This window comes from Streptoalloteichus tenebrarius, assembly GCF_024171885.1.
Lineage (GTDB): Bacteria > Actinomycetota > Actinomycetes > Mycobacteriales > Pseudonocardiaceae > Streptoalloteichus > Streptoalloteichus tenebrarius.
Map to the genome: position 1 here is coordinate 13,801 of NZ_JAMTCP010000057.1, position 23,055 is coordinate 36,855.

Consider the following 23,055-nt stretch of genomic DNA (forward strand, 5'->3'; position numbering starts at 1 on the left):
AGACGAGAAGGACAGGAATGACCGAGACGACCGTGCCGTCGGGAGGCGACCGCATCCAGCCGGTCGACGTCCAGCAGGAGATGCAGCGCTCCTACATCGACTACGCGATGAGCGTGATCGTGTCGCGCGCGCTGCCCGACGTGCGGGACGGCCTCAAGCCGGTGCACCGCCGTGTCCTGTACTCCATGTACGACACCGGCCTGCGCCCCGACCGCAGCTACGTCAAGTCGTCGCGCGTCGTCGGCGACGTGATGGGCAACTACCACCCGCACGGCGACTCGGCCATCTACGACGCCCTCGTGCGCCTGGCCCAGCCGTGGTCGATGCGCTACCCGCTGGTGGACGGCCAGGGCAACTTCGGCTCCCCGGGCAACGACCCGGCCGCCGCCATGCGGTACACCGAGTGCCGCCTGACGCCGCTGGCCATGGAGATGCTCGCCGACATCGGCGAGGACACCGTCGACTTCTCCGACAACTACGACGGCAAGACGCAGGAGCCCGACGTCCTGCCGTCGCGCATCCCCAACCTGCTCGTCAACGGCGGCGGCGGCATCGCGGTCGGCATGGCGACCAACATCCCGCCGCACAACCTGCGCGAGGTCGCCGACGGCGTGGTCTGGGCCCTGGAGAACCCGGACGCCGACGAGGAGACCACCCTGGCCGCCCTGATGGAGCGGATCAAGGGGCCGGACTTCCCGACGCACGGCCTGATCCTGGGCACCTCGGGCATCGAGGACGCCTTCCGCACCGGGCGCGGCTCCATCCGCATGCGCGCCGTGGTGAACGTGGAGGAGGACGCGAAGGGGCGGACCATCCTGGTCGTCACCGAGCTCCCCTACCAGGTGAACCCGGACAACCTGATCGAGAACATCGCCGCGCTGGTCAGGGATGGCAAGCTCACCGGCATCTCCGACGTCGCCGACGAGTCCAACAAGCGCAGCGGCATGCGGATCGTGATCACGCTGAAGCGGGACGCGGTCGCCAAGGTCGTGCTGAACAACCTGTACAAGCACACCCAGCTCCAGCACTCGTTCGGCGTGAACATGCTGGCCCTGGTCGACGGCGTCCCGCGCACGCTGCGCCTCGACCAGGTGGTGCGGTACTACGTCAAGCACCAGGTCGAGGTCATCGTCCGGCGGACCCGGTACCGGCTGCGCAAGGCCGAGGAGCGGGCCCACATCCTGCGCGGGTACGTCCGCGCGCTGGACATGCTGGACGAGGTCATCGCCCTCATCCGCCGGTCGCCCACCGCCGACGAGGCCAGGAGCGGCCTCATCGAGCTGCTGGGCGTCGACGAGGTCCAGGCCAGCGCGATCCTGGAGCTCCAGCTCCGCCGCCTGGCCGCCCTGGAGCGCCAGAAGATCGTCGACGAGCTGGCCGAGATCGAGCGCACCATCGCCGACCTCCAGGACATCCTGGCCCGGCCGGAGCGGCAGCGCGCGATCATCCGGGACGAGCTGCTGGCGATCGTCGAGAAGCACGGCGACGACCGGCGCACCCGCATCGTCCCGTTCGAGGGCGACGTCTCGATGGAGGACCTCATCGCCGTCGAGGACGTCGTGGTCACCATCACCCGGACCGGGTACGCCAAGCGCACCAAGACCGACCTGTACCGGTCGCAGAAGCGTGGCGGCAAGGGCGTGCAGGGTGCCCAGCTCAAGCAGGACGACATCGTGGCGCACTTCTTCGTGTGCTCCACGCACGACTGGATCCTGTTCTTCACCAACAAGGGCCGCGTGTACCGGGCCAAGGCGTACGAGCTGCCCGAGGCCAACCGCAACGCGCGCGGCCAGCACGTGGCGAACCTGCTGGCGTTCCAGCCGGACGAGCACATCGCCCAGGTCATCCACATCAAGGACTACGAGGCGGCTCCGTACCTGGTGCTGGCCACCAAGCGGGGCAACGTCAAGAAGTCCCGCCTGGTCGACTTCGACTCCAACCGCTCCGGCGGCATCGTGGGCATCAACCTGCGCGAGGACGACGAGCTGGTCGGGGCGGTGCTCTGCTCGTCCGACGACGACCTGCTGCTGGTCTCGGCCGACGGTCAGTCGATCCGGTTCCACGCCACCGACGAGGCGCTGCGGCCGATGGGCCGCGCCACCTCCGGCGTGCTCGGCATGCGGTTCAACGCCGGTGACGAGCTGCTGTCCATGGGCGTGGTCCGGGAGGGCCGTTTCGTGCTGGTGGCCACCGACGGGGGCTACGCGAAGCGCACCCCGATCGAGGACTATCCGGTGCAGGGACGCGGCGGCAAGGGTGTGCTGACCATTCAGCACGACCGCCGACGTGGCAGGCTTGTGGGAGCACTCATCGTCGACGTCGACGACGAGCTGTACGCCATCACCTCCACCGGGGGGGTCATCCGGACCTCCGCCAAGGAGGTCCGCAAGGCCGGCCGCCAGACCAAGGGGGTGCGCCTGATGAATCTTGGTGATGGTGCCACCCTGTTGGCGGTCGCACGCAATGCGGATGAGGCGTCGGATCCCGACACTGAAGGCAACAAGTAGCCGGAGACAAGCGTCTAACTCGACGGACCACCGTCGGCAAAGGACCGCCCATGACTGCTCCCCAGGACCCGAACCGCCCGTCGCGTGACGCCGAGAAGACCTCGGTGATCACCCACCCGGCCCAGGCCGGGAAGAACGGCACGCCCGAGGCGGACGGGGAGGGAGCCCGGTCCGTGGAGGCGGCCGACCAGCCGACGGTGAAGCAGGCGCAGCCGGTGTCCCCGGCCGGAGGGACGGAGCCGACGTCCGCTCCGGCCGGGGACGGCGAGTTCCCCGTGGAGTCCGGCGGGACGCCGCCGTGGCAGCGGGTCGCGGTCACCGGCCACACGGGAGGCGAGACCGCCACGCCACCCGGCCTGGGGCAGCCACCGGCCGCCCTGCCGGTCGACGCCCTGACCGCCGCTCCCGTCGAGGGCGCGGGTGAGGCGCCGCCGTGGAACCCCGACGCGTCGGGGCCGTCGGTGACCGCGCCCGGCGCCCGCGCCTCGGTGCAGCTCGGCGGGCTCAAGGCCAGCCTGGGCTCGTCGTCGGGGACCGGCGGCGGGGGCGGCACCGCCCGGCGGCCCGGCCGCGGCCCGCGCCGGGCGAGTCTCCAGGTCAAGCGGATCGACCCGTGGTCGGTGCTGAAGCTCGCCCTGGTGCTCTCGGTCGCGCTGTTCTTCGTCTGGCTGGTCGCCGTGGGCGTGCTCTACGGCGTGCTGGACGGCATGGGCGTGTGGGACCAGATCAACGGCACCTACACCGACCTCGTGCAGAGCTCGGACAGCGGCTCCGAGGCGCTGATCAGCGCGGGGCGCGTGTTCGGCGTCGCGGCCGTCATCGGCGCGATCAACATCGTGTTGTTCACGGCGCTGGCCACGGTCTCCGCGTTCGTCTACAACGTCTCCGCCGACCTGGTCGGCGGTGTGGAGGTCACACTCTCCGAGCGGGAGTGACGAAGCAGTGACGGAAGGCCCCGTCGGACCGCTCCACCGGTCCGGCGGGGCCTCGTCTTTGTGATCTTGACCCCGGTTCGGGTGGTCCGACGGTGATCCCCGCGTCGGCGGCGGGCGCGGGGGAGCGCGCCCGACCTGCGCGATTTCCGGTTCGCCCTGACCGCGGGCTAAGCTGAACCGAGCCACGCTTCCCCCGGTGAACAGGGCTTTTCCGGGTGAGCGCGTGGTCTGGGGGGACCCGATTTGGGGACCGTGGGACCCGTCGGGTAATCTCTGTGTCGCACCAAGGGCCTATAGCTCAGACGGTTAGAGCGCTTCGCTGATAACGAAGAGGTCGCTGGTTCAAGTCCAGCTAGGCCCACTACCCATGCTCCGTGTGGGTGAACTCTCCCGGCTCTCGCGCCGCTAAGGAGGCGACCGGACGTGAAGAAGCTGCTCGCTCTTGCCGCTGTGGCTGGTGTTGTCCTGCTGCTGGTTCGGCGCAACCGCTCGGCCAAGGCCGAGGCTGACCTGTGGCGCGAGGCCACCGCTCCGACCGAGAGCTGAGCCGGCGCGAGCGGAGCGCTCCCGCTCACCGGGGGACGTAGCTCAATTGGCAGAGCACCGCCTTTGCAAGGCGGGGGTTAGGGGTTCGATTCCCCTCGTCTCCACCACCCTCGCCTGCATCGCGGGGTTGCGGGTGCTCACCCGAGAACGTGACCAGGGGCACTCCCGGCTGTGGCCGGGGGTGCCCTTCGGTGTCTGGAGCCGACGTGTGCCCCCACGGTGACCGGGGCTGACCGACGAGGGGATCCGCGCCGCATGGCCCGTCCTGCGATCCGTGTCCTGCTTCCCGCCGCGGCGCTGGCCGCGACCGCCCTGCTCGGGGCCTGTGACAGCGGGACGCCCGCCGCGGGAGGGTCGCCGTCGGCCGGGGCCGCCTCCTCGGCCGCCGGGACGACGACCACGGCGGCGCCGCCGGCCTCCGTCGAGCCCGTGAAGGACGGCGACTGCCCCTACCTGGACCGCGCGTGGGTCGCCGAGGCCAACGGCCAGAAGGTCAGCAGGGTCCGGCTCTCGGCCGACCAGCCGAACCCCGCCTGCTTCTTCTACGGCCTCGACGGCAAGGAACAGCTCCGGGCGCGCGTCTTCGTCGGGGACGCCAGGGCCGCGAGGACCCTGGTCGACCAGGCGGCCCCGATCGACAGCTCGTCCAAGGCGGAACTCGCCGGCGGCTGGAAGGGCGGCAGCATGCCCACCCAGGACGGCTCGGTGTTCGCCGTGGCCAAGGAGGGCAAGGCCGTGGTGGTCCACTCGAACCAGACGACGACCTTCAAGGCGAAGCGCGTCGCCGAGCGGACCATCCAGACGCTCGGCCTCTAGGCCCCGGCACCAGCGTCCCGGTGTCCTGGCCCTGGTCGGCCCGCCCCCTCGTCGGCGGCGGCCAGTGGCGGGAGGAACCACGAAACCTGTCGGGCGCGGAGGGACTCCGTCGCCCTCGGCACGTGGTTCCCTCCGCGCCCGGTGGTCAGGGGGCCGGCGAGGGCCGGACGTGCTCGTCGCGGCTCTGGCCGTCGCGGCTGTGCGGCACCGGCATCTCCGACCGCTCGTCCTCGAGCGGCTCCTCCTGGAGGTGGACCTCCTGCGGCCGGCGGGTGAGGACGACCGCGATCCCCAGGACCGCGGCCAGCAGGGCCAGCGCCCACGGCCACCGGCTCCGCCGACGACGGTCGGGGCGCACCGCCGCGGCGATCTCCCGACGGGCCGCCCGCGTGCGGCGGGCGAGGTCCCTGCGCCGCCGCTCCATCCGCCTCCTGGCCCTCCGGCTCCGGTGGGCCAGCTCGTCCTGGGCCTTCTCCAGCCGTCGCCGGACCTGGTCGGCCTGGTCCGCCACGCCGTCCCGCACCTGGCGCGGCGCCGCGCCGTGCGCCGACAGGCGGCGGTGCGCCTCGGCCGCGGCCCTGGCCGCGATCTCCCGTGACGCGCGGTACCCCTGCTGGCCGGCGTGCACCGCGCCGATTCTGGCCCGGTGCAGCCCGGTCCCGACGGCGTGACCCATCCGCTCTCCGGCGCGGGTCATGGCCTCCACCTCGTTCATCGTCTTGCCTCCTCGGTGCGCTCCCGGGTAGGCGCCCGGCGGCGCCTGTGGGGCCCGGGACGCGTGGTCGACGCCCCTCGGCACGTGACGATCAGGTCTCCATCGTGCCCCGATCCTGCGGATCCCGCCGTGGATGGCACGATGGCGACGTGGCAGAGAGCAACGAATCGTTGGTGGGGAAGAAGGTCACCGCCACCCTGCACACCACGCTGGGTGACATTCGGCTGAACCTGTTCCCCAACCAGGCGCCCAAGACGGTGGCCAACTTCGTGGGCCTGGCCGAGGGCACCAGGGAGTACACGGAGCCGAACGCCAGGAAGGGCTCCTCGGGTCCGTTCTACGACGGGTCGATCTTCCACCGGGTCATCGACGGCTTCATGATCCAGGGTGGTGACCCGACGGGCACCGGCCGCGGCGGCCCCGGCTACAAGTTCGCCGACGAGTTCCACCCCGACCTCCAGTTCAACCGGCCGTACCTGCTCGCGATGGCCAACGCCGGCGCGAACACCAACGGCTCGCAGTTCTTCATCACGGTCGCGGCGACCAACTGGCTGAACTTCAAGCACACGATCTTCGGAGAGGTGGCCGACGAGGCCTCCCGCAAGGTCGTCGACACCATCGCCACCACGCCCACCGGCGCCGGCGACCGCCCGGTCACCGACGTGGTGATCGAGAAGGTCACGATCGAGCGCGCCGAGGGCTGACCCGAGGCCTTGACGACCCCACCCGGGCCACCCACCCCGCCGGCGGGCGAGCACCCGCCGGCGGCGGAGGTGTGCCCACGTCACCCGGACCGGGTGACCGGGCTGCGCTGCACCCGGTGCGGCCGCCCGGCCTGCCCGGAATGTCTGCGTGAGGCGTCCGTCGGCTACCAGTGCGTGGACTGCGTCGCCGACGGGCGCCGGGACGTGCGCCGCGCGGTCACGGTCGCGGGCGCCGAGGTGCGCCAGCGGCCGCTCGTCGTGCCGGTGCTCATCCTGCTCAACGTCGTGGTGTTCGCCTGGACCGCCGTGCAGGCCGGCAGCATCGCGGACAACTCGGCGTCGCCGCTGTTCTCCCGCTGGGCCCTGTGGCCGCCCGCCGTCGCCGGCGACCAGTGGTGGCGGGTGGTGACCTCGGGCTTCCTGCACATCGGTCCCGTCCACCTGGTCCTCAACATGATCGCGTTGTGGGTGCTGGGCCGGGACCTGGAGATCATCCTCGGCCGGCTCCGGTTCCTCGCCGTCTACCTGGTGTCGCTGCTCGGCGGCTCCGCAGCCGTGTTCCTGTTCGGCGACACCCGGGTGCCGGTCGCCGGCGCCTCCGGGGCGGTGTTCGGCCTGATGGGCGGGATCGCCGTCGCCGTGATCCGGCTTCGGCTGGACCCCCGCCCCGCGCTCACGGTGATCGGGTTGAACGTGGTCCTGAGCATCGTGGTGCCGGGCGTCTCGCTACTCGGCCACCTCGGCGGCCTGGTCGTGGGCGCGGTGGCGAGCGCGGGGATGGTCTACGCCCCGGCGCGCCGGCGCGGCCTGGTGCAGTCAGGCGTGCTCGTGGGACTCCTGGTGGCGCTCGCGGTCGTCTTCGTGCTCAGGGACGCCTCGTTCGGCGGCATGGAGTGCTTCGAGGTGGACGGCGAGCCCTACTGCGTCCACACCGACTGAGGGCGGCTGACGCCGTTCGGTCGCGAGGCCCCCGGCGGGCGTCCGTGGCGACGTCCGCCGGGGGCCTCGTCGTTCAACCGTTCTCCGCGCCCCGCAGCGCGACGAGCTCGTCGGCGACGTCGTCCGGTTCGCCGCCCAGGTCCAGCCGGGTGAGGACGAGCAGGTGCTCGTGCTCGCCGCGCACGACGTCGATCTCCAGCACCGGCGTCTCCCTGCCGAACCGGCGGGTGCGGACGACCCGGACGCGACCCACGCTCGACCACGGGTAGCGACGGCTCCCGAAGAGCGAGCGGACAGTGAGCCCGTCGGGGTCCGCCGCCAACCGGGGGCGCCCGAAGGTCCCCTGCGCGGCCAACAGCGCGAGCGCCACGGCCGCGACGCCGGCCATCAGCCGCGCGGCGGCCTCGTCCGTGAGCACCAGCCACAGCACGGCGGCCGCGAGCAGCACCCACACGAGGGCGACCAGCCCGGCGGACGGGGACCAGCTTCGCGTCGTCACGCGCCCCAGCATCTCGTGTCTCACTCCTGTGGCGCAGCCGTGGCCGCGGGTAACATCGCGACCAGAACGGGCTACCGAGGAGTAACAAATGCGGGACGCGGTGATCTGCGCAGCCGTCCGCACCCCGGTCGGGCGCCGCAAGGGCGCGCTCCGGGACGTGCACGCCGTCGACCTCGGCGCCGTGGCGCTGCGGGCGCTCGTCGAGCGGACCGGCATCGACCCGGCGGTCGTCGACGACGTGCACTGGGGATGCGTGACGCAGGTCGGAGAACAGTCGTTCTGCGTCGGCCGTCAGGTGGTGTTGGCCGCCGGCTGGCCCGAGACGGTCCCCGCGGTGACCGTCGACCGCCAGTGCGGCTCGTCCCAGCAGGCCCTGCACCAGGCCGCGGCCGCCGTGATCTCCGGGCAGGCCGACGTCGTCGTGGCCGGCGGCGTCGAGTCGATGACCCGGGTCCCCATGGGGTCCAACTTCGCGACGGGCCCCGGGGAGCCGTTCGGCCCCTCGGTCCTCGGCCGGTACGCGGAGCGCCTCGACGGCACCGGCGGCACGTTCAACCAGGGGCTCGGCGCCGAGCTGATCGCCGAGAAGTGGGGCCTGGACCGAACCCGCCTCGACGAGTTCTCCCTCGCCTCGCACGCCAGGGCGGCGGCGGCGCAGGACGGCGGCGCGTTCGACGAGGAGATCGTGCCGGTGCCGTTGCCGGACGGCTCCGCCGTGACCGGGGACGAGGGGGTGCGCCGCGACTCGACGCTCGACACCCTCGCCGGGCTCCGGCCCGCGTTCCGGCCCGACGGCGTGGTCACCGCCGCCAACTCCTCGCAGATCTCCGACGGCGCGGCCGCGCTGCTCGTCACCACCTCCGACCGCGCCGGGGAGCTGGGGCTGACGCCGATCGCGCGCGTCGCGGCCACCGCCGTCGTCGGGGACGACCCGGTCCTCATGCTCACCGCGCCGATCCCGGCGACGGCCGCCGTGCTCCGCCGCGCGGGACTGACGATCGGCGACATCGGGGCGTTCGAGGTCAACGAGGCCTTCGCGGCCGTTCCCCTGGCCTGGCTCGCCGAGACCGGGGCGGACCCGGAGCGGCTCAACCCGCTGGGCGGCGCGATCGCGCTGGGGCATCCGCTGGGGGCGTCGGGGGCGCGGCTGACCACCACGCTGCTGCACCACATGCGGCGCAACGGCATCCGCTACGGGCTCCAGACCATGTGCGAGGGCGGCGGCATGGCCAACGCGACGATCTTCGAGCTTCTGTGACGCCGTCCTGCCCGATCAGGGGACGGTCCGGGCACTGAGAACGACCCGGTGTCGTCTGTCCGGGGCGTGGTTTCCCCGCCTCCCGGGTGCTGGTCAGTCTCTGGTGTTGGCCGGTACCCGGCGGGGAGTGACACCTTGAGGCGTGGGGGCGGGCTGGCGGTTATCCACATCCCCCGACGTTATCCACAGCGGAGCGTGATGCTCTTGGACGCTCCGTGATGGGTGGATAGGCTGGAGCGGGGCTCGCCCCCCAGGGCGGGTGGGGGCTGACCACGGTGGGGGAGATCAAGAAGGTGGTCCTGGGGCCACCGGTCGGGTGTCGCACCTTCGTAGGCGTCGGCGTGGGAAACGCGTGATCTTCGCTGCTCCACAGGATGCGGCTGTTCGTCACCCGAACGGGGGGTAGGTGTGGCCGGGGAAGCCCGGACAGCGGGGCCCTCGGCGGGAGTTGTCCACAGGCCCTGTGGACAACTCGGTGGATAACTGGGGCTTCCCTGTGGATTGCGCACCACCTGGGGACGAGTTGTCCACAGGAGTTATCCCCAGTGGGGATGAGTTACAACGATGTGGTTCGAGCACGATCCGCTGAACGGATCACCACGAAGAGACGGCCCGGACGTGCGACACGTCCGGGCCGTGATGACAGCGGGCAAGCAGTCGGGGCCGCCGCCCCGCGCCCGCGTGGGATCAACGCCACCGCATGGTCATGAGCAGACCCGTGATCATGAGCGCGAAACCGACCGCGAAGTTCCACGCCCCGAGGTCCGCCATGAAGCCGATCTGGTCGCTGGCCAGGTAGTAGACGACCAGCCAGGCCAGCCCCACCAGCATCAGGCCGAGCATCACCGTCACGTAGACCGGGTGCGACGGGCCGATCGCCTTGGCGCGGACCGGCGTGCGCCGGTCCGGCGGCGGGGTGTAGACGGTCTTCTTCCGGACCTTGGACTTCGGCATGCTGTCCTCGCCTCACGTCGGGCGGACGCTCTGTTCTTCGGACGCCGAGCGTCGCGCCGACCGGTGTGGTCCGGTTGGCACGACACTCCCGCCCGCGTGACACGTTAACGTAACTGGGGAGGGGAGCGAACCGCTCGCGTCCCCCGACCGACGGAGTGCCCCACCGGTGGGAGACCCGTCCGCCGCCGGACCCCGACGTCCGGACGCGGAACCCGTCCCCGCGAGAAGACCTGAGCACCTCGAATCAGGAGAGGAGCCCGCGTGCGCCGGCCCAGCCCGCCCCGGGGTGATCGGAGCGGCTGGCGGATCGCCGCCCCGGCCGTGTGCCTGCTCGCCGGACTGCTGTTCGCGGTGAGCCACAACGCCGCCGCCGGCTACGACCTGCGGGGCGGCCGCACCACCGAGCTGTCCGGGTTGGTCAGGGACGCCGACGCCAGGGTGGGTGCCGCCGAGCAGCGCCTGGGGGAGCTCCGCGCCCAGATCGGCGAGGAGGAGGCGGCCAGCGGCGCCGACCAGCGGGTCGCCGAGGCCCGCCGGCGGGCCGACGACCTCAGCCCGGTCGTCGGGCTGACCCCGCTGCACGGCGCCGGCCTGCGCGTCACCCTCACCGACGCTCCCCGCGGCCCGGACGGCCGCTACCCCTCCGGAGCCAAGCCCAACGACCTCGTCGTGCACCAGCAGGACCTCCAGAGCGTGCTCAACGCCCTGTGGGGCGGCGGAGCGGAGGCGATCTCCGTGGCCGACCAGCGCCTGACCAGCACGTCGGCGCCCCGCTGCGTGGGCAACACGCTGCTGTTGCACGGCCGGACCTACTCTCCGCCCTACGTGATCAACGCGATCGGCGATCCCGACCGGATGACCGCGTCCCTCGACGCCGAGCCCGGCGTGCGCGTCTTCCGGCAGTACGTGCAGACCTTCGGCCTCGGCTACCGCGTGGAGCGGGTGGACGACCTCCGGGTCCCCGGCTACACCGGATCGCTGAGGCTCGACGACGCCCAGGAGGTGCCCCGGTGACGCAGGACCACGGGGAGCAGCGCCCGCTTCCTCGGGACCTGCCCCCCAGGTCGGCGCAGGAACGGAGATCGGGAGGCCGGCGCCGCGCGCCGGAGCCCGGTGATCCGGCCACGACACCGCCCCCGCGCTCCACCCGTACCGGTCGGTACGCGGTGCCTCCGGTGCCCCCCACGCCTCCGTCGGCCGACGGGGGCACGGGCCGCCACGCCGTGCCGGGGCCCGGGCCGACGACCGGACCGACCGCGACCGGTCGCCACTCCAGGCCCCCTGCCGAGCCCGCCCGGGGCGGTGACTGGTTCGACCCGGGCGCCAGGGCCGCTGGCGGAGCCGGGGCCGCGACGCCGGCCCAGCCCGGCTCGTCGGGGCGGGGCACCCGACCCACTCCCACCGCGAAGCCCGTTCCGCGGCGGACCCCGACCTCGCGGTTCTCGCCGGTCGCGCCCGAGGAGGAGCCGGCTGTCGCGCCGCCTCCGGCGCGGCGGATGCCCGCGCCTCCGTCACCGGTCGAGGTCCCCGCGTCGCCCGACCCGGACGCCACGGATCTCGCGCCCGCGCTGGGCGCCACCCCACCGGCGCGTCCCCGGCGGGCCGTGCCCGCGGCAGGTCCGGTGCGGCGCCCACCCGCGCCCGTCCAGGACCCGGTGGCGACGGAGGACCATCCGCGCAGGTCCCGGGCCGCGAAGGCTCGGCAGGTCCCAGCGGTCCCACCCGTTCCTTCGGTATCGCCGGTTCCTTCGGTATCGCCGGTTCCTTCGGTACCGCCGGTTCCGGGAACCCCGGAGCCCGCCGAAGACCTCGTCACGCCTCGCCGTCGGCCCGTTCCGGAGGCTCCGGTCGACGGGCCTCCCGCGCCGCCGAGGACCACGGTGCCTCCAGCCGCGGTGCCCCCGGCCGCCCTGGCCGCGGCCCCCCCGGTGCCTCCGGCGCCCTCCGTACCGCCGGCGTCGCCGGCGACCGGGCCGGCGAAGGCCGTGCCCCGACCAGCCCCCCGCCGCCGGCAGGAGCCGGCCGAGGCCGAGACCGACGTCCTGCCGAAGGTCGCCGGCCCCGACACCGAGCCCACCGACGTCCTGCCCCGGGTGGTGGATGAGCCGGAGGAGCCGGCCGCGGAGCCCGAGGCCCTCGCCGAGGGGGCGGAGGACGACGGGGACGAGGCAGGGGACGCGGGGGAGACCCCGACGCCCACCAGGGCCGACCGGATCCGCACGTCGATCAGGACCGTCGGCGAACTCATGATCACCGCCGGGCTCGTGGTGCTGCTGTTCGTCGTCTACGAGGTCTACGTGACCGACTGGTTGTCGGCGGGCAAGCAGCACGACGCGACGAACGCGCTGGACGAGCGCTGGCGGTCCGGCCAGGACCCGCTGCTGGAGGGCGGGGAGCGGGGCGAGCACTACAACCTCGCCGAGGGACAGGGCTTCGCCAAGATCTACATCCCCAAGTTCGGCCCCGACTACGCGTACACGATCCTCGAGGGCACGACCGACCAGATCCTGGAGAGCGGACCGGGCCACTACAAGGGCACCGCCCTGCCGGGGCAGCCGGGCAACTTCGCCGTGGCCGGGCACCGGGTCGGCAAGGGGGCACCGTTCAACGACCTCGACCAGCTCGAGTCGTGCGACGCCCTCGTGGTCGAGACGTCCTCCGCGTGGTACGTGTACCGGGTCCTGCCGCTGGGCGGCGAGGTCGAGAACTGGACCAAGAACGCCGACAGCAAGGGCAACCAGCCGCGCTGCGACCAGGTCGCCCCGCTGCGGACCAAGGAGCAGGACGGCGGGCCGTACGCCAGGGTCCCCGGCCAGGAGATCGTCACCCCCGACCGGGGAGAGGTGATCGCCGCGGTCCCGAACAACCCGAGCGCCTCGGTGCCGAAGGCGCAGCAGATCCCGCTGATCACCCTGACCACCTGCCACCCCCGGTTCTCGGCGAAACAGCGGCTGATCGTGCACGGCCGACTGGTCAAGGAGTGGAAGAAGGACCAGGGCAAGCCCGGCCAGCTCCCACCCGAACTGAAGGAGGGCTGACCCGTGTACGGCTGGATCTGGCGGAAGCTGCCGGGCTCACTGCCGCTCAAGGTCGTCCAGGCCCTGGTGCTCGTCCTCGCGGTCGTCGCGTTGCTGCTGTTCGTGGTGTTCCCGTGGATCGAGCCGCTGCTGCCGTTCAACCAGGTGACGACCACGGGCTGAAACGGGTGGTGACCGGCGGGGGCGGCGTCCGTAAGCTGGCCGGGTGCGCGTGCTCGTCGTCGACAACTACGACAGCTTCGTCTACAACCTCGTCCAGTACCTGGCGCAGCTCGGCGCCGAGCCCGTGGTCCGGCGCAACGACGCGGTCGGGACGGGCGAGCTGGACGACGTCGACGGAGTCCTGATCAGCCCGGGCCCCGGCACGCCGGAGCGGGCGGGGGCGAGCATGGACGTCATCCGACGCTGCGCCGACCGCCGCCTCCCCGTGCTCGGCGTGTGCCTCGGGCACCAGGCGATCGGGGCGGTGTGGGGCGCGACGGTGGAGCGCGCGCCCGAACTGCTCCACGGCAAGACGAGCCTGGTGCGCCACTCGGGGGCGGGCGTGCTCGCGGGACTGCCCGACCCGTTCACGGCGACGCGGTACCACTCGCTCGCGGTGCGGGCCGAGACCATCCCGGACGAGTTGGAGGTCACGGGCCGCACCGAGTCGGGTGTGGTGATGGCGATGCGGCACCGCGAGCTGCCGGTCGAGGGCGTGCAGTTCCACCCGGAGTCGGTGCTCACCGAGGGCGGTCACCGCATGCTGGCGAACTGGATGGCCACGTGCGGGCACGCTGTGCCCGAGGGGCGCGTCGCCGATCTGGAGGCGGGGATGCGGCAGCTCGCGGCGGCCGCTCGCCCCTGACGGAAGGTTCCTTCCCGGGGATTCTCCTCCTCGGGGCTGTCTGCCGCTCCGCGGCTTCCTGAGTTATCCACATCCCCCGAAGTTATCCACAGCGGAGCGTGATGCTCTTGGACGCTGTGTGGTGGGCGGATAGGCTGGAGCGGGGCTCGCCCCCCAGGGCGGGTGGGGGCTGTCTCCTGGGAGAGGGAAGGCGGGCCGGGGCGCCGCCGACGTTGTGGTGACGCGTATGGCCTGGTCAGCGCCCCTTCTGTGCGGGCGCCGACCGATGAGGCGAGTCGCCAGGGTGCCGGCGTTTCTCGGTCGAGACGGGGTAGTCCGCGTCTGCTTCGCGCACGGTGTCGTCTGAGGTGCGGCAGCCGGTAGTCCTGGACAGAGGCGAAACGACACGAGCGGCGGTCCCCGGAAGGGGCCGCCGCTCGTGGCGATGGAGGCGGAGGGCTACCGGCCGAAGAGACCAGCCGTCGTGGTCGTCGTCGGGGACCCGCCGTTGTTGCCGCCCGGCTTGAACTTGCCGACCACGACCCGGACCCGCTGGTTCGCGTCGATCTTGTCGCCGGGGTTCGGGCTCTGGTTGACGATCTTGCCGTCCTCGCTGGGCTTGTCGGTCGGCGACTCCGTCGGCTCCAGCGTGCCGTTCCAGCCCGCGCGCTGGAGCTCCCGCTTGGCCTGGTCGAGGGTCATCCCGTCCAGCTTGGGCATCTGGATCTTGTTCTTCTGGCTGCCGTCGGACACCTGGAGCTGGACGCTGCCGCCCTTCCTGAGCTTGGTGCCCTTCGCCGGGGACTGCCCGACCACCATGCCCTGGTCCTTGTCGCTGCTCACGGTCTGCACCTGGAGCGTCAACCCGAGCGAGTCCAGGATCGTCCTGGCGTTCTCCAGCGGCATGTCGGTCAACTGCGGGACCTGCACGGTCTCCGGCGTCCTGCCGATGGTGAACGTGACCCGGCTGTTCTTGTCCACGTCGGTGCCGGGCGCGGGGCTCTGCTTGATGACCTTGCCGGCCAGCGCGGCGTTGTCGGTCTCCTCCTGGTCCGGCTCGAGGCCGGCCTGCAACCCCTGCTCGGCCAGGAGCTGCCGCGCCTGCTCCGGGGTCCTGCCGCTCAGGTCGGGCACCTTCACCCGCTCCGGGCCGGCGCCGACGGTCAGCTCGATCGGGTCGTTCTTGCCGATCTGGGTGTCGGCCGGCGGGTTCATGCTCAGCACGATGCCCCGCTGCTCGGCGGTCGACGGGGCCGGCTTCTCCCGCACGTTGGTGAAGCCCTTGTTGGCGAGCTGGTTGCGCGCCTGCGTCGCCTCCATGTTGACCACGCTGGGCAGCGCGAACTTCTCCTGCTTCGGCGGGTCGGTGTTGAGCAGCGAGGTCGTCACCCACGCGGCGATGGCCAACACGGCGACGCACAGCGCGGTGACGAGCGCGACCATCGTGGTCTTGCGGCGCCGTGCCGCCAGCTCCTCCGCCCGGTCCGCGTCCGCGTCGGACAGCGCGTTGGGTCGGTGCCGACCCCCCATGACCTCGGTCGCGCCGCCCCCGCCGAGCAGGGTGGTCCGCTCCTCCTCGGACATCACCGCCGGCGCCGACGGGCGCTGCCCCGACAACACCCGCACCAGGTCGGCGCGCATCTCCGCGGCCGACTGGTACCGGTTGGCAGGGTTCTTGCTCATCGCCTTCAGCACCACCGCGTCCAGCACGGTGGGGATCTGCGAGTTGACCTCGGACGGGGTCCTCGGGTCCTCCCGCACGTGCTGGTAGGCGACGGCGACCGGCGAGTCGCCGGTGAACGGCGGCTCCCCGGTGAGCAGCTCGAACAGCACGCAGCCGGTGGCGTAGACGTCGGAGCGGGCGTCGACCGTCTCGCCCCTGGCCTGCTCCGGCGACAGGTACTGGGCGGTGCCGATCACCGCGGCCGTCTGCGTCACGGCCGCCTGGCCGTCGGCCACGGCGCGCGCGATGCCGAAGTCCATCACCTTCACCGCGCCGGAGCGGGTGATCATGATGTTGGCCGGCTTGACGTCCCGGTGCACGATCCCGTGCCGGTGGCTGAAGTCCAGCGCGGCGCACACGTCGGCCATGATCTCCATGGCGCGGCGCGGCGGCAGCGGGCCCTCAGACTTGATCATGTCCCGCAGGGTGCGGCCGTCCACGAACTCCATCACGATGTACGGGAGGGGTCCGTAGTCGGTCTCGGTCTCGCCGGTGTCGTACACGGCCACGATCGCCGGGTGGTTCAACGCCGCGGCGTTCTGGGCCTCACGGCGGAACCGCAGTTGGAACTGGGGGTCACGGGCGAGGTCGGCGCGCAGCACCTTCACCGCCACGTCACGGCCGAGGCGAACGTCGCGGCCGCGGTGGACCTCCGACATGCCGCCGTAACCGAGCGTGTCGCCCAGCTCGTAGCGGTTGGAGAGCAGTCGCGGAGTGGTCATCGCTGCGTCGTCCGTCTCCTCGTCAACGGGGATGTCTCATCATGCCTTGGTTCCCGGCCGTCGCTCGTCAGCGTCCTTCGTCCGGTTTGCACCGCAGGGCGACCGCGCTCCCGGCCGGCACCTCGCCGGTCGGGAGCACCCCGGTCACCGCGCACCGGCGGGGGTCCGACGCCGGTCGGCCCGCCTCCGTGCGGATCTCGGGCCGCAGCCCCGCCTCGGTCAGCCGGCTCGCGGCGTCCGCCGCCGGCCGGCCCAGGTAATCCTCGCTGTTGATCGTCACGGGGGAGTGCTCGACGTGGGTCTCACCACTCTGGCCGGGGATCTCCGGCGCCTGTCCGGGTGGGAACCTCGCACTCGTGCCCCTGGGCCCACCGGTGGTGGTCCTCGGCGTGGTCGTCCCGTCAGGGGTGACCAACGCCTCCCGCACGCCCCACGCGCCCAACGCGAGCAGCGCCACGGCCAGCAGGGCCGCCAGCACCCACAGCCAGGGGCGGCGCCGTCGCACCGCGGCGGGCGCCGGAACGGGATAGCCGGGAACCACCCCGCCGGGCGCGGCGGCCGGTGCGACGGGGACCGCCGCGGCCGGCATGGCGGGGGAATGCGACAGGCCGGGCCCGGTCGCGGCGACGCCGGACGGCGGGGGCAACGGCCGCCCGGCCCGCACCGCCGTCACCGCCGCGGCGAACTCGCCACCGGACCGGTACCGCTGACGCGGGTCCTTCACCAGCGTGGCCTCGATCAACGCTCGCGCGCCGATCGGCACGTCGGGCGGGAGCGGCGGCGGGGCGTCCCTGATGTGCATCATCGCCACGGTCACCGCGTTCTCGGACAGGAACGGCCGGCGCCCGGTCAGGCACTCGTAGCCGACCACCGCCAGCGAGTACACGTCGCTGGCGGGTTCGGCCTCGTGCCCCAGCGCCTGTTCCGGCGCGATGTAGTGGGCGGTGCCCATCACCATCCCGGACCGGGTCACCGGGGCGGCGTGCGCCGCCTTGGCGATGCCGAAGTCGGTGAGCTTCACCCGGCCGTCCGGGGTGACCAGGATGTTGCCCGGCTTCACGTCCCGGTGCACCAGGCCGCGTTCGTGCGCCGCCTGGAGGGCGACCCCGGCCTGTTCGAGGATGTCCAGCGTCCGGTCGACGTTGATCCGGCCCTCCCTGGCGAGGACGCCGGCCAACGGCTCGCCCTCGACCAGCTCCATCACCAGGTAGGCCGTGTCCTCGGGGCCCCCGGCCACCGCCGCGGTCTCGCCGTAGTCGTGCACGGCCGCGATGCCGGGGTGGTTGAGCGAGGCGGTGGTCTTGGCCTCGGTGCGGAACCGGTGCAGGAACTCGGCGTTGCCGCACAGTTCCGGCTTGAGCACCTTCACCGCCACCCTGCGGTCCAGCCGGGTGTCCGCGGCCTCCCAGACCTCGCCCATGCCGCCCACGGCGATGCGTCGGCCGAGCCGGTACCGGTCGGCGAGCAACTGCCCCGAGGTGAGCATCAGCCACCCCCCCGAACCGGGTGGGTGGCCGACCGCCGGGCGCGCTGCCCCGGCCGTTCGCGGGGCGGGAGCGCGCGCGGACGCGACGCGGGGAGGGGCACGCTCACCCACCCCCCTGGAGCGCCGCGCGGATCACGGCCCTGCCGATCGGCGCGGCCACCTTGCCGCCGGTGGCGCCGAGACCGCGGTCGCCGCCGTCCTCCACGATCACGGCGACGGCGACCTTCGGGTTCTCGGCGGGGGCGAACGCCACGTACCAGGCGTGCGGGTTGGTGTTCCTCGGGTCGGTCCCGTGCTCGGCGGTGCCGGTCTTGGACGCGATGGTGACGCCGCTGATCTGCCCCTCGCCGCCGGTGTTGCGCTCCGACTTGATCATCATGTCGCGCACCGTGCTGGCGACCGAGCTGGGCACCGCCTGCTCGACCTTCTTCGGCTTGGTGGCGTCCAGCTCGTGCAGGTCGGCCGAGGTGATCGACTTGACCAGGTAGGGCTGCATGCGGGCGCCGCCGTTGGCGATGGTCGCGGCGAGCACCGCGTTCTGCAACGGGGTCACCCTGACGTCCCGCTGCCCGAGGCCGGTCTGGTACAGCGCGGCCTTGTCCGGGATGTCGCCGAGCCTGGACGCCTCCACACCGAGCGGGATCTGCTGCTCCCCGGTGCCGATGCCGAACCGCTCGGCCTGCTGCCGCAGCTTCTGCTCGCCCACGGCCCCGGCCAGCTCGGCGAACGCGGTGTTGCACGACAGCGCCAGCGCGGTCTCCAGCGACGCGGTCGAGCCGGACCCGCAGTTGGTGTGGTTGTAGTTCTCCAGCGTCGTCTGGGTGCCCGGCAGCGTGATGTCCGGGGCCGCCGTGAGCTGGCTGTCCTTGTTGTAGCCGTTCTGGAGCGCGGCCGCCGTGACGACCAGCTTGAACGTCGAGCCCGGCGGGTAGATCTCCTTGAGCGCCCGGTTCTTCATCGCCCGACCGCCGTCGGCGTTCAGCTCCTTCCACGCCTTCGCCTGCTCGTCACTGTCGTGCGTGGCGAGCCGGTTCGGGTCGTAGGACGGCGTGCTGGCCATCCCGAGGATCGCCCCGGTCTTCGGGTCCATCGCCACCACGGCGCCGGTGAACCCCTTCTTGTGGAGGCCCTCGTAGGCGGCCTGCTGCACCTTCGGGTCCACCGTCAGCTCGACGTTGCCGCCCCGGGGGTCCCTGCCGGTGATCAGGTCGGACAGCCGGCGCACGAACAACCGGTCGTCCGAGCCGTTGAGCACCGAGTCCTGGGCGAACTCCATGCCCACCGAGCCGTACGACGGCGAGAAGTACCCGGTGATCGGGGCGTACATCTCCCCGGCGGGATAGGTGCGGAGGAACTTCAGCCGGTCGTTGGTCTCCTTGATGTCGGCGACCGCCTGCCCGCCCGCGAGGATCTTGCCGCGCTGCCGGGAGTACTCCTCCAGCAGCACCCGCTGGTTCCTCGGGTCCTTGCGGTACTCGTCGGCCTTGAACACCTGCACGTAGGTGGCGTTGGCCAGGAGCAGGAGCACCATGACCATGACGGACATGGCCACACGACGAAGGGGCGTGTTCACTTCGGCCGCTCCACGAGAACCGTGTGCGCCTCGGCGATGGGCGCCTGCTGGGGACGGGGCTTGGGCAGCGTCGACGGCCGGCGGGCGGCGTCGGAGATCCGCAGGAGCAACGCGACCAGCGCGTAGTTGGCCACGAGCGAGGAACCACCCTGGGAGAGGAACGGCGCGGTCAGACCGGTCAGCGGGATCAGCTTGGTGACGCCGCCCACGACGACGAACACCTGGAAGCCGACCGCGAACGCCAGGCCGCCGCCGAGCAGCTTGCCGAAGCTGTCCCGCACGGCCAGCGCGCTGCGGAACCCGCGCATGGACAGCAGCACGTAGAGCATCAGCACCGCGGCGAGGCCGACGAACCCGACCTCCTCGGCGATCGAGGAGATGATGAAGTCGCTGTTGGCGAAGGGCACCAGCTCCGGCCGACCCGCGCCGAGCCCCGCGCCGAACACCCCGCCGGTGCCCATGCCGAACAGGGCGAGGATGAGCTGGTTGCCCTTGCCGTAGAAGTCGACGAACGGGTCGAGCCAGATGGTCACCCGGGTCTGCACGTGGGTGAACAGGTGGTAGGCCACCACGCAGCCGACCGCGAAGCAGGTCAGCCCGATCACGAGCCAGATCGCCCGTTCGGTGGCGATGTAGAGCATCACCAGCACGATGCCGAAGAACAGCAGGGACGTGCCCAGGTCCTTCTCCAGCACGAGCACGCCCACCGACAGGCCCCACGCCGCGAACAGCGGGGCCATGTCCCTGGCCCTGGGCAGGTCGACGCCGAGCACGCGCCGGCCGGCGTGCGTGAACAGGTCCCGCTTGGCGACCAGGAAGGCCGCGAAGAAGACGAGGAGCAGGATCTTGGCGAACTCGCCGGGCTGGATCGAGAAGATGCCCAGCTTCAGCCAGATCTTCGCGCCGTTCGCCTCCGACAGGGAGGCCGGCAGCAGACCGGGCAGCGCGAGCGCGACCAGGCCGACCAGGCCGGCCGTGTAGCCGTACTTCGCGAGCATGCGGTGGTCCCTGACCAGCACCATCACCGCGATGAACAGGCCGAGCGCGATGGCCGTCCACAGGATCTGGCGGGGCGCGGCGTCGGTGGGCATGTCCTGGCCGAGCTGGATCGCCCGGTCGGCCTGCCCCAGGTCGATCCGGTGGATCATCACCAGGCCGATGCCGTTGAGCAGCGCCACGCAGGGCAGGATCAGCGGGTCCGCGTACGGCGCGAGCAGGCGGACCGCCACGTGCGCCGCCCCGAACAACGCCAGGTACGCCGCGCCGTAGTAGATCAGCTCCCGCGTCAGCTCGCCCGACTGGTTGGCCTCCACCAGGACGTTGGCCAACGTGACCAGGAACGCCGCGAACGCGAGCAGGAGCAGCTCGGTGCCCCGGCGCGTCGGGACGGACAGGCCGGGGTTGGTGGAGGTGGCGCTGGAGGGGGCGGCCCCGTCGGACGTCGGTTGCCCCATCAGCGGCAGTCCTTCTTCGGCACCGGCGTGGTCGTGGGCAGCGGGGTCGCGCCGACGGTGTCCGTGGCCGACGCGGTGGTCGGCTGGCCGGACTGGTCGGCGGGCGCCACGCCCGACGTGCCGGTCGGCGTCGGCGTCGGCGTCGGCGACGCCGAGGTCGTGGGCTCACCGGCCGAGGTGGCCGGCGGGCACAGCGGGAGCAGCTTCATCCGCACCCGCCGCACCATCTCCCTGGCGCCGTCCAGTCCGCCGTCGGTGACGATGCCGTTGGTCACGTCGCCCCGCCAGCCCTGCTCCAGGTCGTCGACCTTGATCTCCTCGCAGGACGGGGCGTCGGGCGGGCACGAGCCCTCCACCTGACGGTGCAGCGGGATCCCGAGCACCGTGCCCCGGACCCCCCTGAAGATCGCCACCTTACCGTCCTGGGTGGCGCCCACGTAGTGCTGCTGCATGACGAGGACGCCGCCGCCGACGCCGAGCCCGGCCAGCAGCACCAGGAGCACCAGCAGCAGGAGCAACGTCCTGGTCCTGCGGCGCCGCTTCGCCATCGGGTCCGGCGGCGGGGGCGCGAGCGGGTCGGGCCGCTGCGGCTGCGGCCGGGGCGGCGCGGTGGTCATCGCCGCCCGCGAGGCGGGGGAGTCCGGCGGCGGCGGGTCGTCGCTCCCGTCGCCGGCGGCGCCACCGACGATCGGCGCGTCCTCGCCGAAGTCGACGTCGACCACGTCGGCGACGATCACCGTGACGTTGTCGGGGCCGCCGCCCTTGAGCGCCAGCTCGATCAGCCGGTCGGCGCAGGCCTGCGGGTCCTGGATGCGCAGCGCCTCGGCCAGCGTCTCCGAGCTGACCACGCCCGACAGCCCGTCGGAGCACAGCAGGTACCGGTCGCCGGCCCTGGCCTCCCGCACGTTCAGACTGGGCTCAACCTCGTGGCCGGTCAGGGCGCGCAGCAGCAACGAGCGCTGCGGGTGGGTCGCGGCCTCCTCGGCGGTGATCCGGCCCTCGTCGATCAGCGACTGGACGAACGTGTCGTCGTGGGTGATCTGGCTGAAGACGCCGTCGCGCAACAGGTACGCGCGCGAGTCGCCCACGTGCACCAGGCCGATCCGGGAGCCGGCGAACAGCACCGCCGTGAGCGTCGTGCCCATGCCCTCCAGGTCGGGGTCGCTGGCGACGAGCTCGGCGATCGCGCCGTTGCCGGCGTGCACCGCCTCCCGCAGCTCTCCGAGCAGGTCGTCGCCCGGCTCGTCGTCGTCGAGCGGGGCGAGGGCGGCGATGACGACCTTGCTCGCCACCTCGCCGGCGGCGTGGCCGCCCATGCCGTCGGCGAGCGCGAGCAGGCGGGGGCCGGCGTACACGGAGTCCTGGTTGTTGGAGCGGACCAGGCCCCGGTCGCTGCGGGCTGCGTAGCGGAGGACGAGGGTCATGAGCGCAGCTCGATCACCGTCTTGCCGATGCGGATCGGGACTCCGAGCGGGACCCGCGTGGGGCCGGTCACCTTCGCCCGGTCGAGATAGGTGCCGTTCGTGGAGCCCAGGTCCTCCACGTACCAGTCGGTGCCCCGCATCGACAACCGCGCGTGTCGGGTCGACGCGTAGTCGTCATCCAGCACCAACGTGGAGTCGTCGGCGCGTCCAATCATGATCGGTCGGCCCTCCAGCGAGATCCGGGTGCCGGCCAGCGCCCCGTGGGTGACCACGAGTTGTCGGGGCGCCCTGCTGCCCCGCGCCGGCTTGGCCCCGCCGCGCCGGAAGCCCGGCACGGCCGCCCGCAGCCCGGAGGCCGCGTACAGGTCGGAGCGGACCACGCGCAGCGCGGCCAGCACGAACAGCCAGAGCAGGGCGAGGAACCCTGCTCTGGTCAGTTGCATCACCAGCTCTGGCACCTGTCGTGACCGCTCCCGTCTTCCGGCGATCGCCCGGTTCAGCCCTGGGTCCGGTAGACCAGGGTCGAGTGCCCGATGCGGATCACGTCACCGTCGTTGAGCTGCCAAGTCTGCATGGGCTGGCCGTTCACGGTGGTGCCGTTCGTCGAACCGAGATCCGCGAGCATGGCGCTCTGCCCGTCCCAGGTGATCTCCAGGTGGCGACGGGAGACCCCGGTGTCGGGGAGCCGGAAGTGGGCGTCCTGGCCACGGCCGACCACGTTGCTGCCCTGCTGCAACTGGTAGGTCCGGTTCGAGCCGTCGTCGAGTTGCAGGATGCCGGTGAGCTGGCGCGGGCCGCCCTGCACGGCGGGCGGGGCGTAGCCGCCGGCCGCCGGGTCGGGGTAGCCACCGGGCTGGGGGGCGCCGTAGCCCTGGTCGTAGCCGGGCTGCGCGCCGTACCCCTGGTCGTAGCCGGGCTGGCCGTAGGCCGGCTGCT

General features: G+C 72.4%; 21 protein-coding genes and 2 tRNA genes. 13 read left to right on the forward strand and 10 right to left on the reverse strand.

Features of this window, described 5'->3' with window-relative positions; genetic code table 11:
- Positions 1-17: 17 nt before the first annotated feature.
- The 6 genes from gyrA (at position 18) to LX15_RS29360 (ending at position 4,804) form a co-directional block, all read left to right on the forward strand.
- The gene (gyrA, locus tag LX15_RS29335) at positions 18-2,507 is read left to right on the forward strand and encodes a DNA gyrase subunit A (protein ID WP_253674060.1); all 2,490 of its coding nucleotides are present in this window, start codon (positions 18-20) and stop codon (positions 2,505-2,507) included.
- Between the two features lie 50 nt (positions 2,508-2,557).
- Positions 2,558-3,442, forward strand: coding sequence for a DUF3566 domain-containing protein (locus tag LX15_RS29340; protein WP_253674062.1), 885 nt, complete (start codon positions 2,558-2,560; stop codon positions 3,440-3,442).
- 287 nt (positions 3,443-3,729) lie between these two features.
- A tRNA-Ile gene (locus LX15_RS29345) sits at positions 3,730-3,803 on the forward strand.
- A 62-nt stretch (positions 3,804-3,865) separates the two neighbouring features.
- Positions 3,866-3,988, forward strand: coding sequence for a DLW-39 family protein (locus LX15_RS29350; protein ID WP_253674064.1), 123 nt, complete (start codon positions 3,866-3,868; stop codon positions 3,986-3,988).
- A gap of 31 nt (positions 3,989-4,019) precedes the next feature.
- Positions 4,020-4,095 (forward strand) — tRNA-Ala (locus LX15_RS29355).
- Positions 4,096-4,243: 148 nt separating this feature from the next.
- Positions 4,244-4,804: a DUF2020 domain-containing protein gene (locus LX15_RS29360; RefSeq protein WP_253674066.1), complete on the forward strand. Its 561-nt coding sequence runs from the start codon at positions 4,244-4,246 to the stop codon at positions 4,802-4,804.
- A 145-nt stretch (positions 4,805-4,949) separates the two neighbouring features.
- Here LX15_RS29360 and LX15_RS29365 read toward each other — a convergent pair whose 3' ends face one another.
- On the reverse strand, positions 4,950-5,519 hold the full coding sequence (locus LX15_RS29365) for a hypothetical protein (protein WP_253674068.1): 570 nt from the start codon (positions 5,517-5,519) through the stop codon (positions 4,950-4,952).
- A gap of 149 nt (positions 5,520-5,668) precedes the next feature.
- On the opposite strand from LX15_RS29365, the gene LX15_RS29370 reads away from it, so the two are divergent.
- The gene (locus LX15_RS29370) at positions 5,669-6,223 is read left to right on the forward strand and encodes a peptidylprolyl isomerase (protein WP_253674070.1); all 555 of its coding nucleotides are present in this window, start codon (positions 5,669-5,671) and stop codon (positions 6,221-6,223) included.
- A 9-nt stretch (positions 6,224-6,232) separates the two neighbouring features.
- Entirely contained in the window at positions 6,233-7,162 is a 930-nt protein-coding gene (locus LX15_RS29375; protein WP_253674072.1) for a rhomboid family intramembrane serine protease, read from the forward strand.
- 73 nt (positions 7,163-7,235) lie between these two features.
- Here LX15_RS29375 and LX15_RS29380 read toward each other — a convergent pair whose 3' ends face one another.
- Positions 7,236-7,661 (reverse strand): PH domain-containing protein, encoded by a 426-nt coding sequence (locus LX15_RS29380; protein ID WP_253674074.1) that lies wholly within the window; start codon positions 7,659-7,661, stop codon positions 7,236-7,238.
- A gap of 88 nt (positions 7,662-7,749) precedes the next feature.
- Between LX15_RS29380 and LX15_RS29385 the strand changes: the two genes are divergently transcribed.
- Complete coding sequence (locus LX15_RS29385) at positions 7,750-8,919, forward strand: thiolase family protein (protein WP_253674076.1); 1,170 nt, start codon at positions 7,750-7,752, stop codon at positions 8,917-8,919.
- 687 nt (positions 8,920-9,606) lie between these two features.
- Here LX15_RS29385 and crgA read toward each other — a convergent pair.
- Positions 9,607-9,873, reverse strand: a complete 267-nt coding sequence (crgA, locus tag LX15_RS29390) for a cell division protein CrgA (protein WP_253674078.1) — start codon at positions 9,871-9,873, stop codon at positions 9,607-9,609.
- 261 nt (positions 9,874-10,134) lie between these two features.
- On the opposite strand from crgA, the gene LX15_RS29395 reads away from it, so the two are divergent.
- The 4 genes from LX15_RS29395 to LX15_RS29410 all read left to right on the forward strand — a co-directional run bounded on the left by LX15_RS29395 (position 10,135) and on the right by LX15_RS29410 (position 13,758).
- The gene (locus LX15_RS29395; protein WP_253674080.1) at positions 10,135-10,887 is read left to right on the forward strand and encodes a DUF881 domain-containing protein; all 753 of its coding nucleotides are present in this window, start codon (positions 10,135-10,137) and stop codon (positions 10,885-10,887) included.
- A gap of 971 nt (positions 10,888-11,858) precedes the next feature.
- The gene (locus LX15_RS29400; protein WP_253674088.1) at positions 11,859-12,911 is read left to right on the forward strand and encodes a class E sortase; all 1,053 of its coding nucleotides are present in this window, start codon (positions 11,859-11,861) and stop codon (positions 12,909-12,911) included.
- Between the two features lie 3 nt (positions 12,912-12,914).
- The gene (locus tag LX15_RS29405; RefSeq protein ID WP_253674091.1) at positions 12,915-13,073 is read left to right on the forward strand and encodes a hypothetical protein; all 159 of its coding nucleotides are present in this window, start codon (positions 12,915-12,917) and stop codon (positions 13,071-13,073) included.
- A gap of 43 nt (positions 13,074-13,116) precedes the next feature.
- Positions 13,117-13,758: an aminodeoxychorismate/anthranilate synthase component II gene (locus LX15_RS29410; protein ID WP_253674099.1), complete on the forward strand. Its 642-nt coding sequence runs from the start codon at positions 13,117-13,119 to the stop codon at positions 13,756-13,758.
- Positions 13,759-14,196: 438 nt separating this feature from the next.
- Here the strand turns inward: LX15_RS29410 and pknB are convergent, their stop codons facing one another.
- From pknB to LX15_RS29445, 7 genes are all read right to left on the reverse strand, one after another.
- Positions 14,197-16,182: a Stk1 family PASTA domain-containing Ser/Thr kinase gene (gene pknB / locus LX15_RS29415; RefSeq protein WP_253674102.1), complete on the reverse strand. Its 1,986-nt coding sequence runs from the start codon at positions 16,180-16,182 to the stop codon at positions 14,197-14,199.
- Positions 16,183-16,249: 67 nt separating this feature from the next.
- Complete coding sequence (locus tag LX15_RS29420; RefSeq protein WP_253674104.1) at positions 16,250-17,668, reverse strand: serine/threonine-protein kinase; 1,419 nt, start codon at positions 17,666-17,668, stop codon at positions 16,250-16,252.
- A 103-nt stretch (positions 17,669-17,771) separates the two neighbouring features.
- A complete protein-coding gene (locus tag LX15_RS29425; RefSeq protein ID WP_253674106.1) occupies positions 17,772-19,241 on the reverse strand; it encodes a peptidoglycan D,D-transpeptidase FtsI family protein in 1,470 nt (489 codons plus the stop codon).
- Complete coding sequence (locus LX15_RS29430; RefSeq protein WP_253674108.1) at positions 19,238-20,695, reverse strand: FtsW/RodA/SpoVE family cell cycle protein; 1,458 nt, start codon at positions 20,693-20,695, stop codon at positions 19,238-19,240. Before LX15_RS29430 ends, LX15_RS29425 begins: the two co-directional genes overlap by 4 nt.
- On the reverse strand, positions 20,695-22,119 hold the full coding sequence (locus LX15_RS29435) for a PP2C family protein-serine/threonine phosphatase (RefSeq protein ID WP_253674110.1): 1,425 nt from the start codon (positions 22,117-22,119) through the stop codon (positions 20,695-20,697). The genes LX15_RS29430 and LX15_RS29435 overlap by 1 nt, the downstream gene beginning before the upstream one ends.
- The gene (locus LX15_RS29440) at positions 22,116-22,577 is read right to left on the reverse strand and encodes an FHA domain-containing protein FhaB/FipA (protein WP_253674112.1); all 462 of its coding nucleotides are present in this window, start codon (positions 22,575-22,577) and stop codon (positions 22,116-22,118) included. The genes LX15_RS29435 and LX15_RS29440 overlap by 4 nt, the downstream gene beginning before the upstream one ends.
- A 38-nt stretch (positions 22,578-22,615) precedes the next feature.
- A partial coding sequence (locus tag LX15_RS29445) for an FHA domain-containing protein (protein ID WP_253674114.1) occupies positions 22,616-23,055 on the reverse strand: 440 nt, incomplete at its 5' end.

Bases quoted from the DNA above. Each gene is read 5' to 3' on its own strand.
- pknB (WP_253674102.1), bottom strand. From the start codon at position 16,182: ATGACCACTCCGCGACTGCTCTCCAACCGCTACGAGCTGGGCGACACG.
- LX15_RS29430 (WP_253674108.1), bottom strand. From the start codon at position 20,695: ATGGGGCAACCGACGTCCGACGGGGCCGCCCCCTCCAGCGCCACCTCC.
- LX15_RS29365 (WP_253674068.1), bottom strand. From the start codon at position 5,519: ATGAACGAGGTGGAGGCCATGACCCGCGCCGGAGAGCGGATGGGTCAC.
- gyrA (WP_253674060.1), top strand. From the start codon at position 18: ATGACCGAGACGACCGTGCCGTCGGGAGGCGACCGCATCCAGCCGGTC.
- LX15_RS29435 (WP_253674110.1), bottom strand. From the start codon at position 22,119: ATGACCCTCGTCCTCCGCTACGCAGCCCGCAGCGACCGGGGCCTGGTC.
- crgA (WP_253674078.1), bottom strand. From the start codon at position 9,873: ATGCCGAAGTCCAAGGTCCGGAAGAAGACCGTCTACACCCCGCCGCCG.
- LX15_RS29340 (WP_253674062.1), top strand. From the start codon at position 2,558: ATGACTGCTCCCCAGGACCCGAACCGCCCGTCGCGTGACGCCGAGAAG.
- LX15_RS29420 (WP_253674104.1), bottom strand. From the start codon at position 17,668: ATGCTCACCTCGGGGCAGTTGCTCGCCGACCGGTACCGGCTCGGCCGA.
- LX15_RS29360 (WP_253674066.1), top strand. From the start codon at position 4,244: ATGGCCCGTCCTGCGATCCGTGTCCTGCTTCCCGCCGCGGCGCTGGCC.
- LX15_RS29385 (WP_253674076.1), top strand. From the start codon at position 7,750: ATGCGGGACGCGGTGATCTGCGCAGCCGTCCGCACCCCGGTCGGGCGC.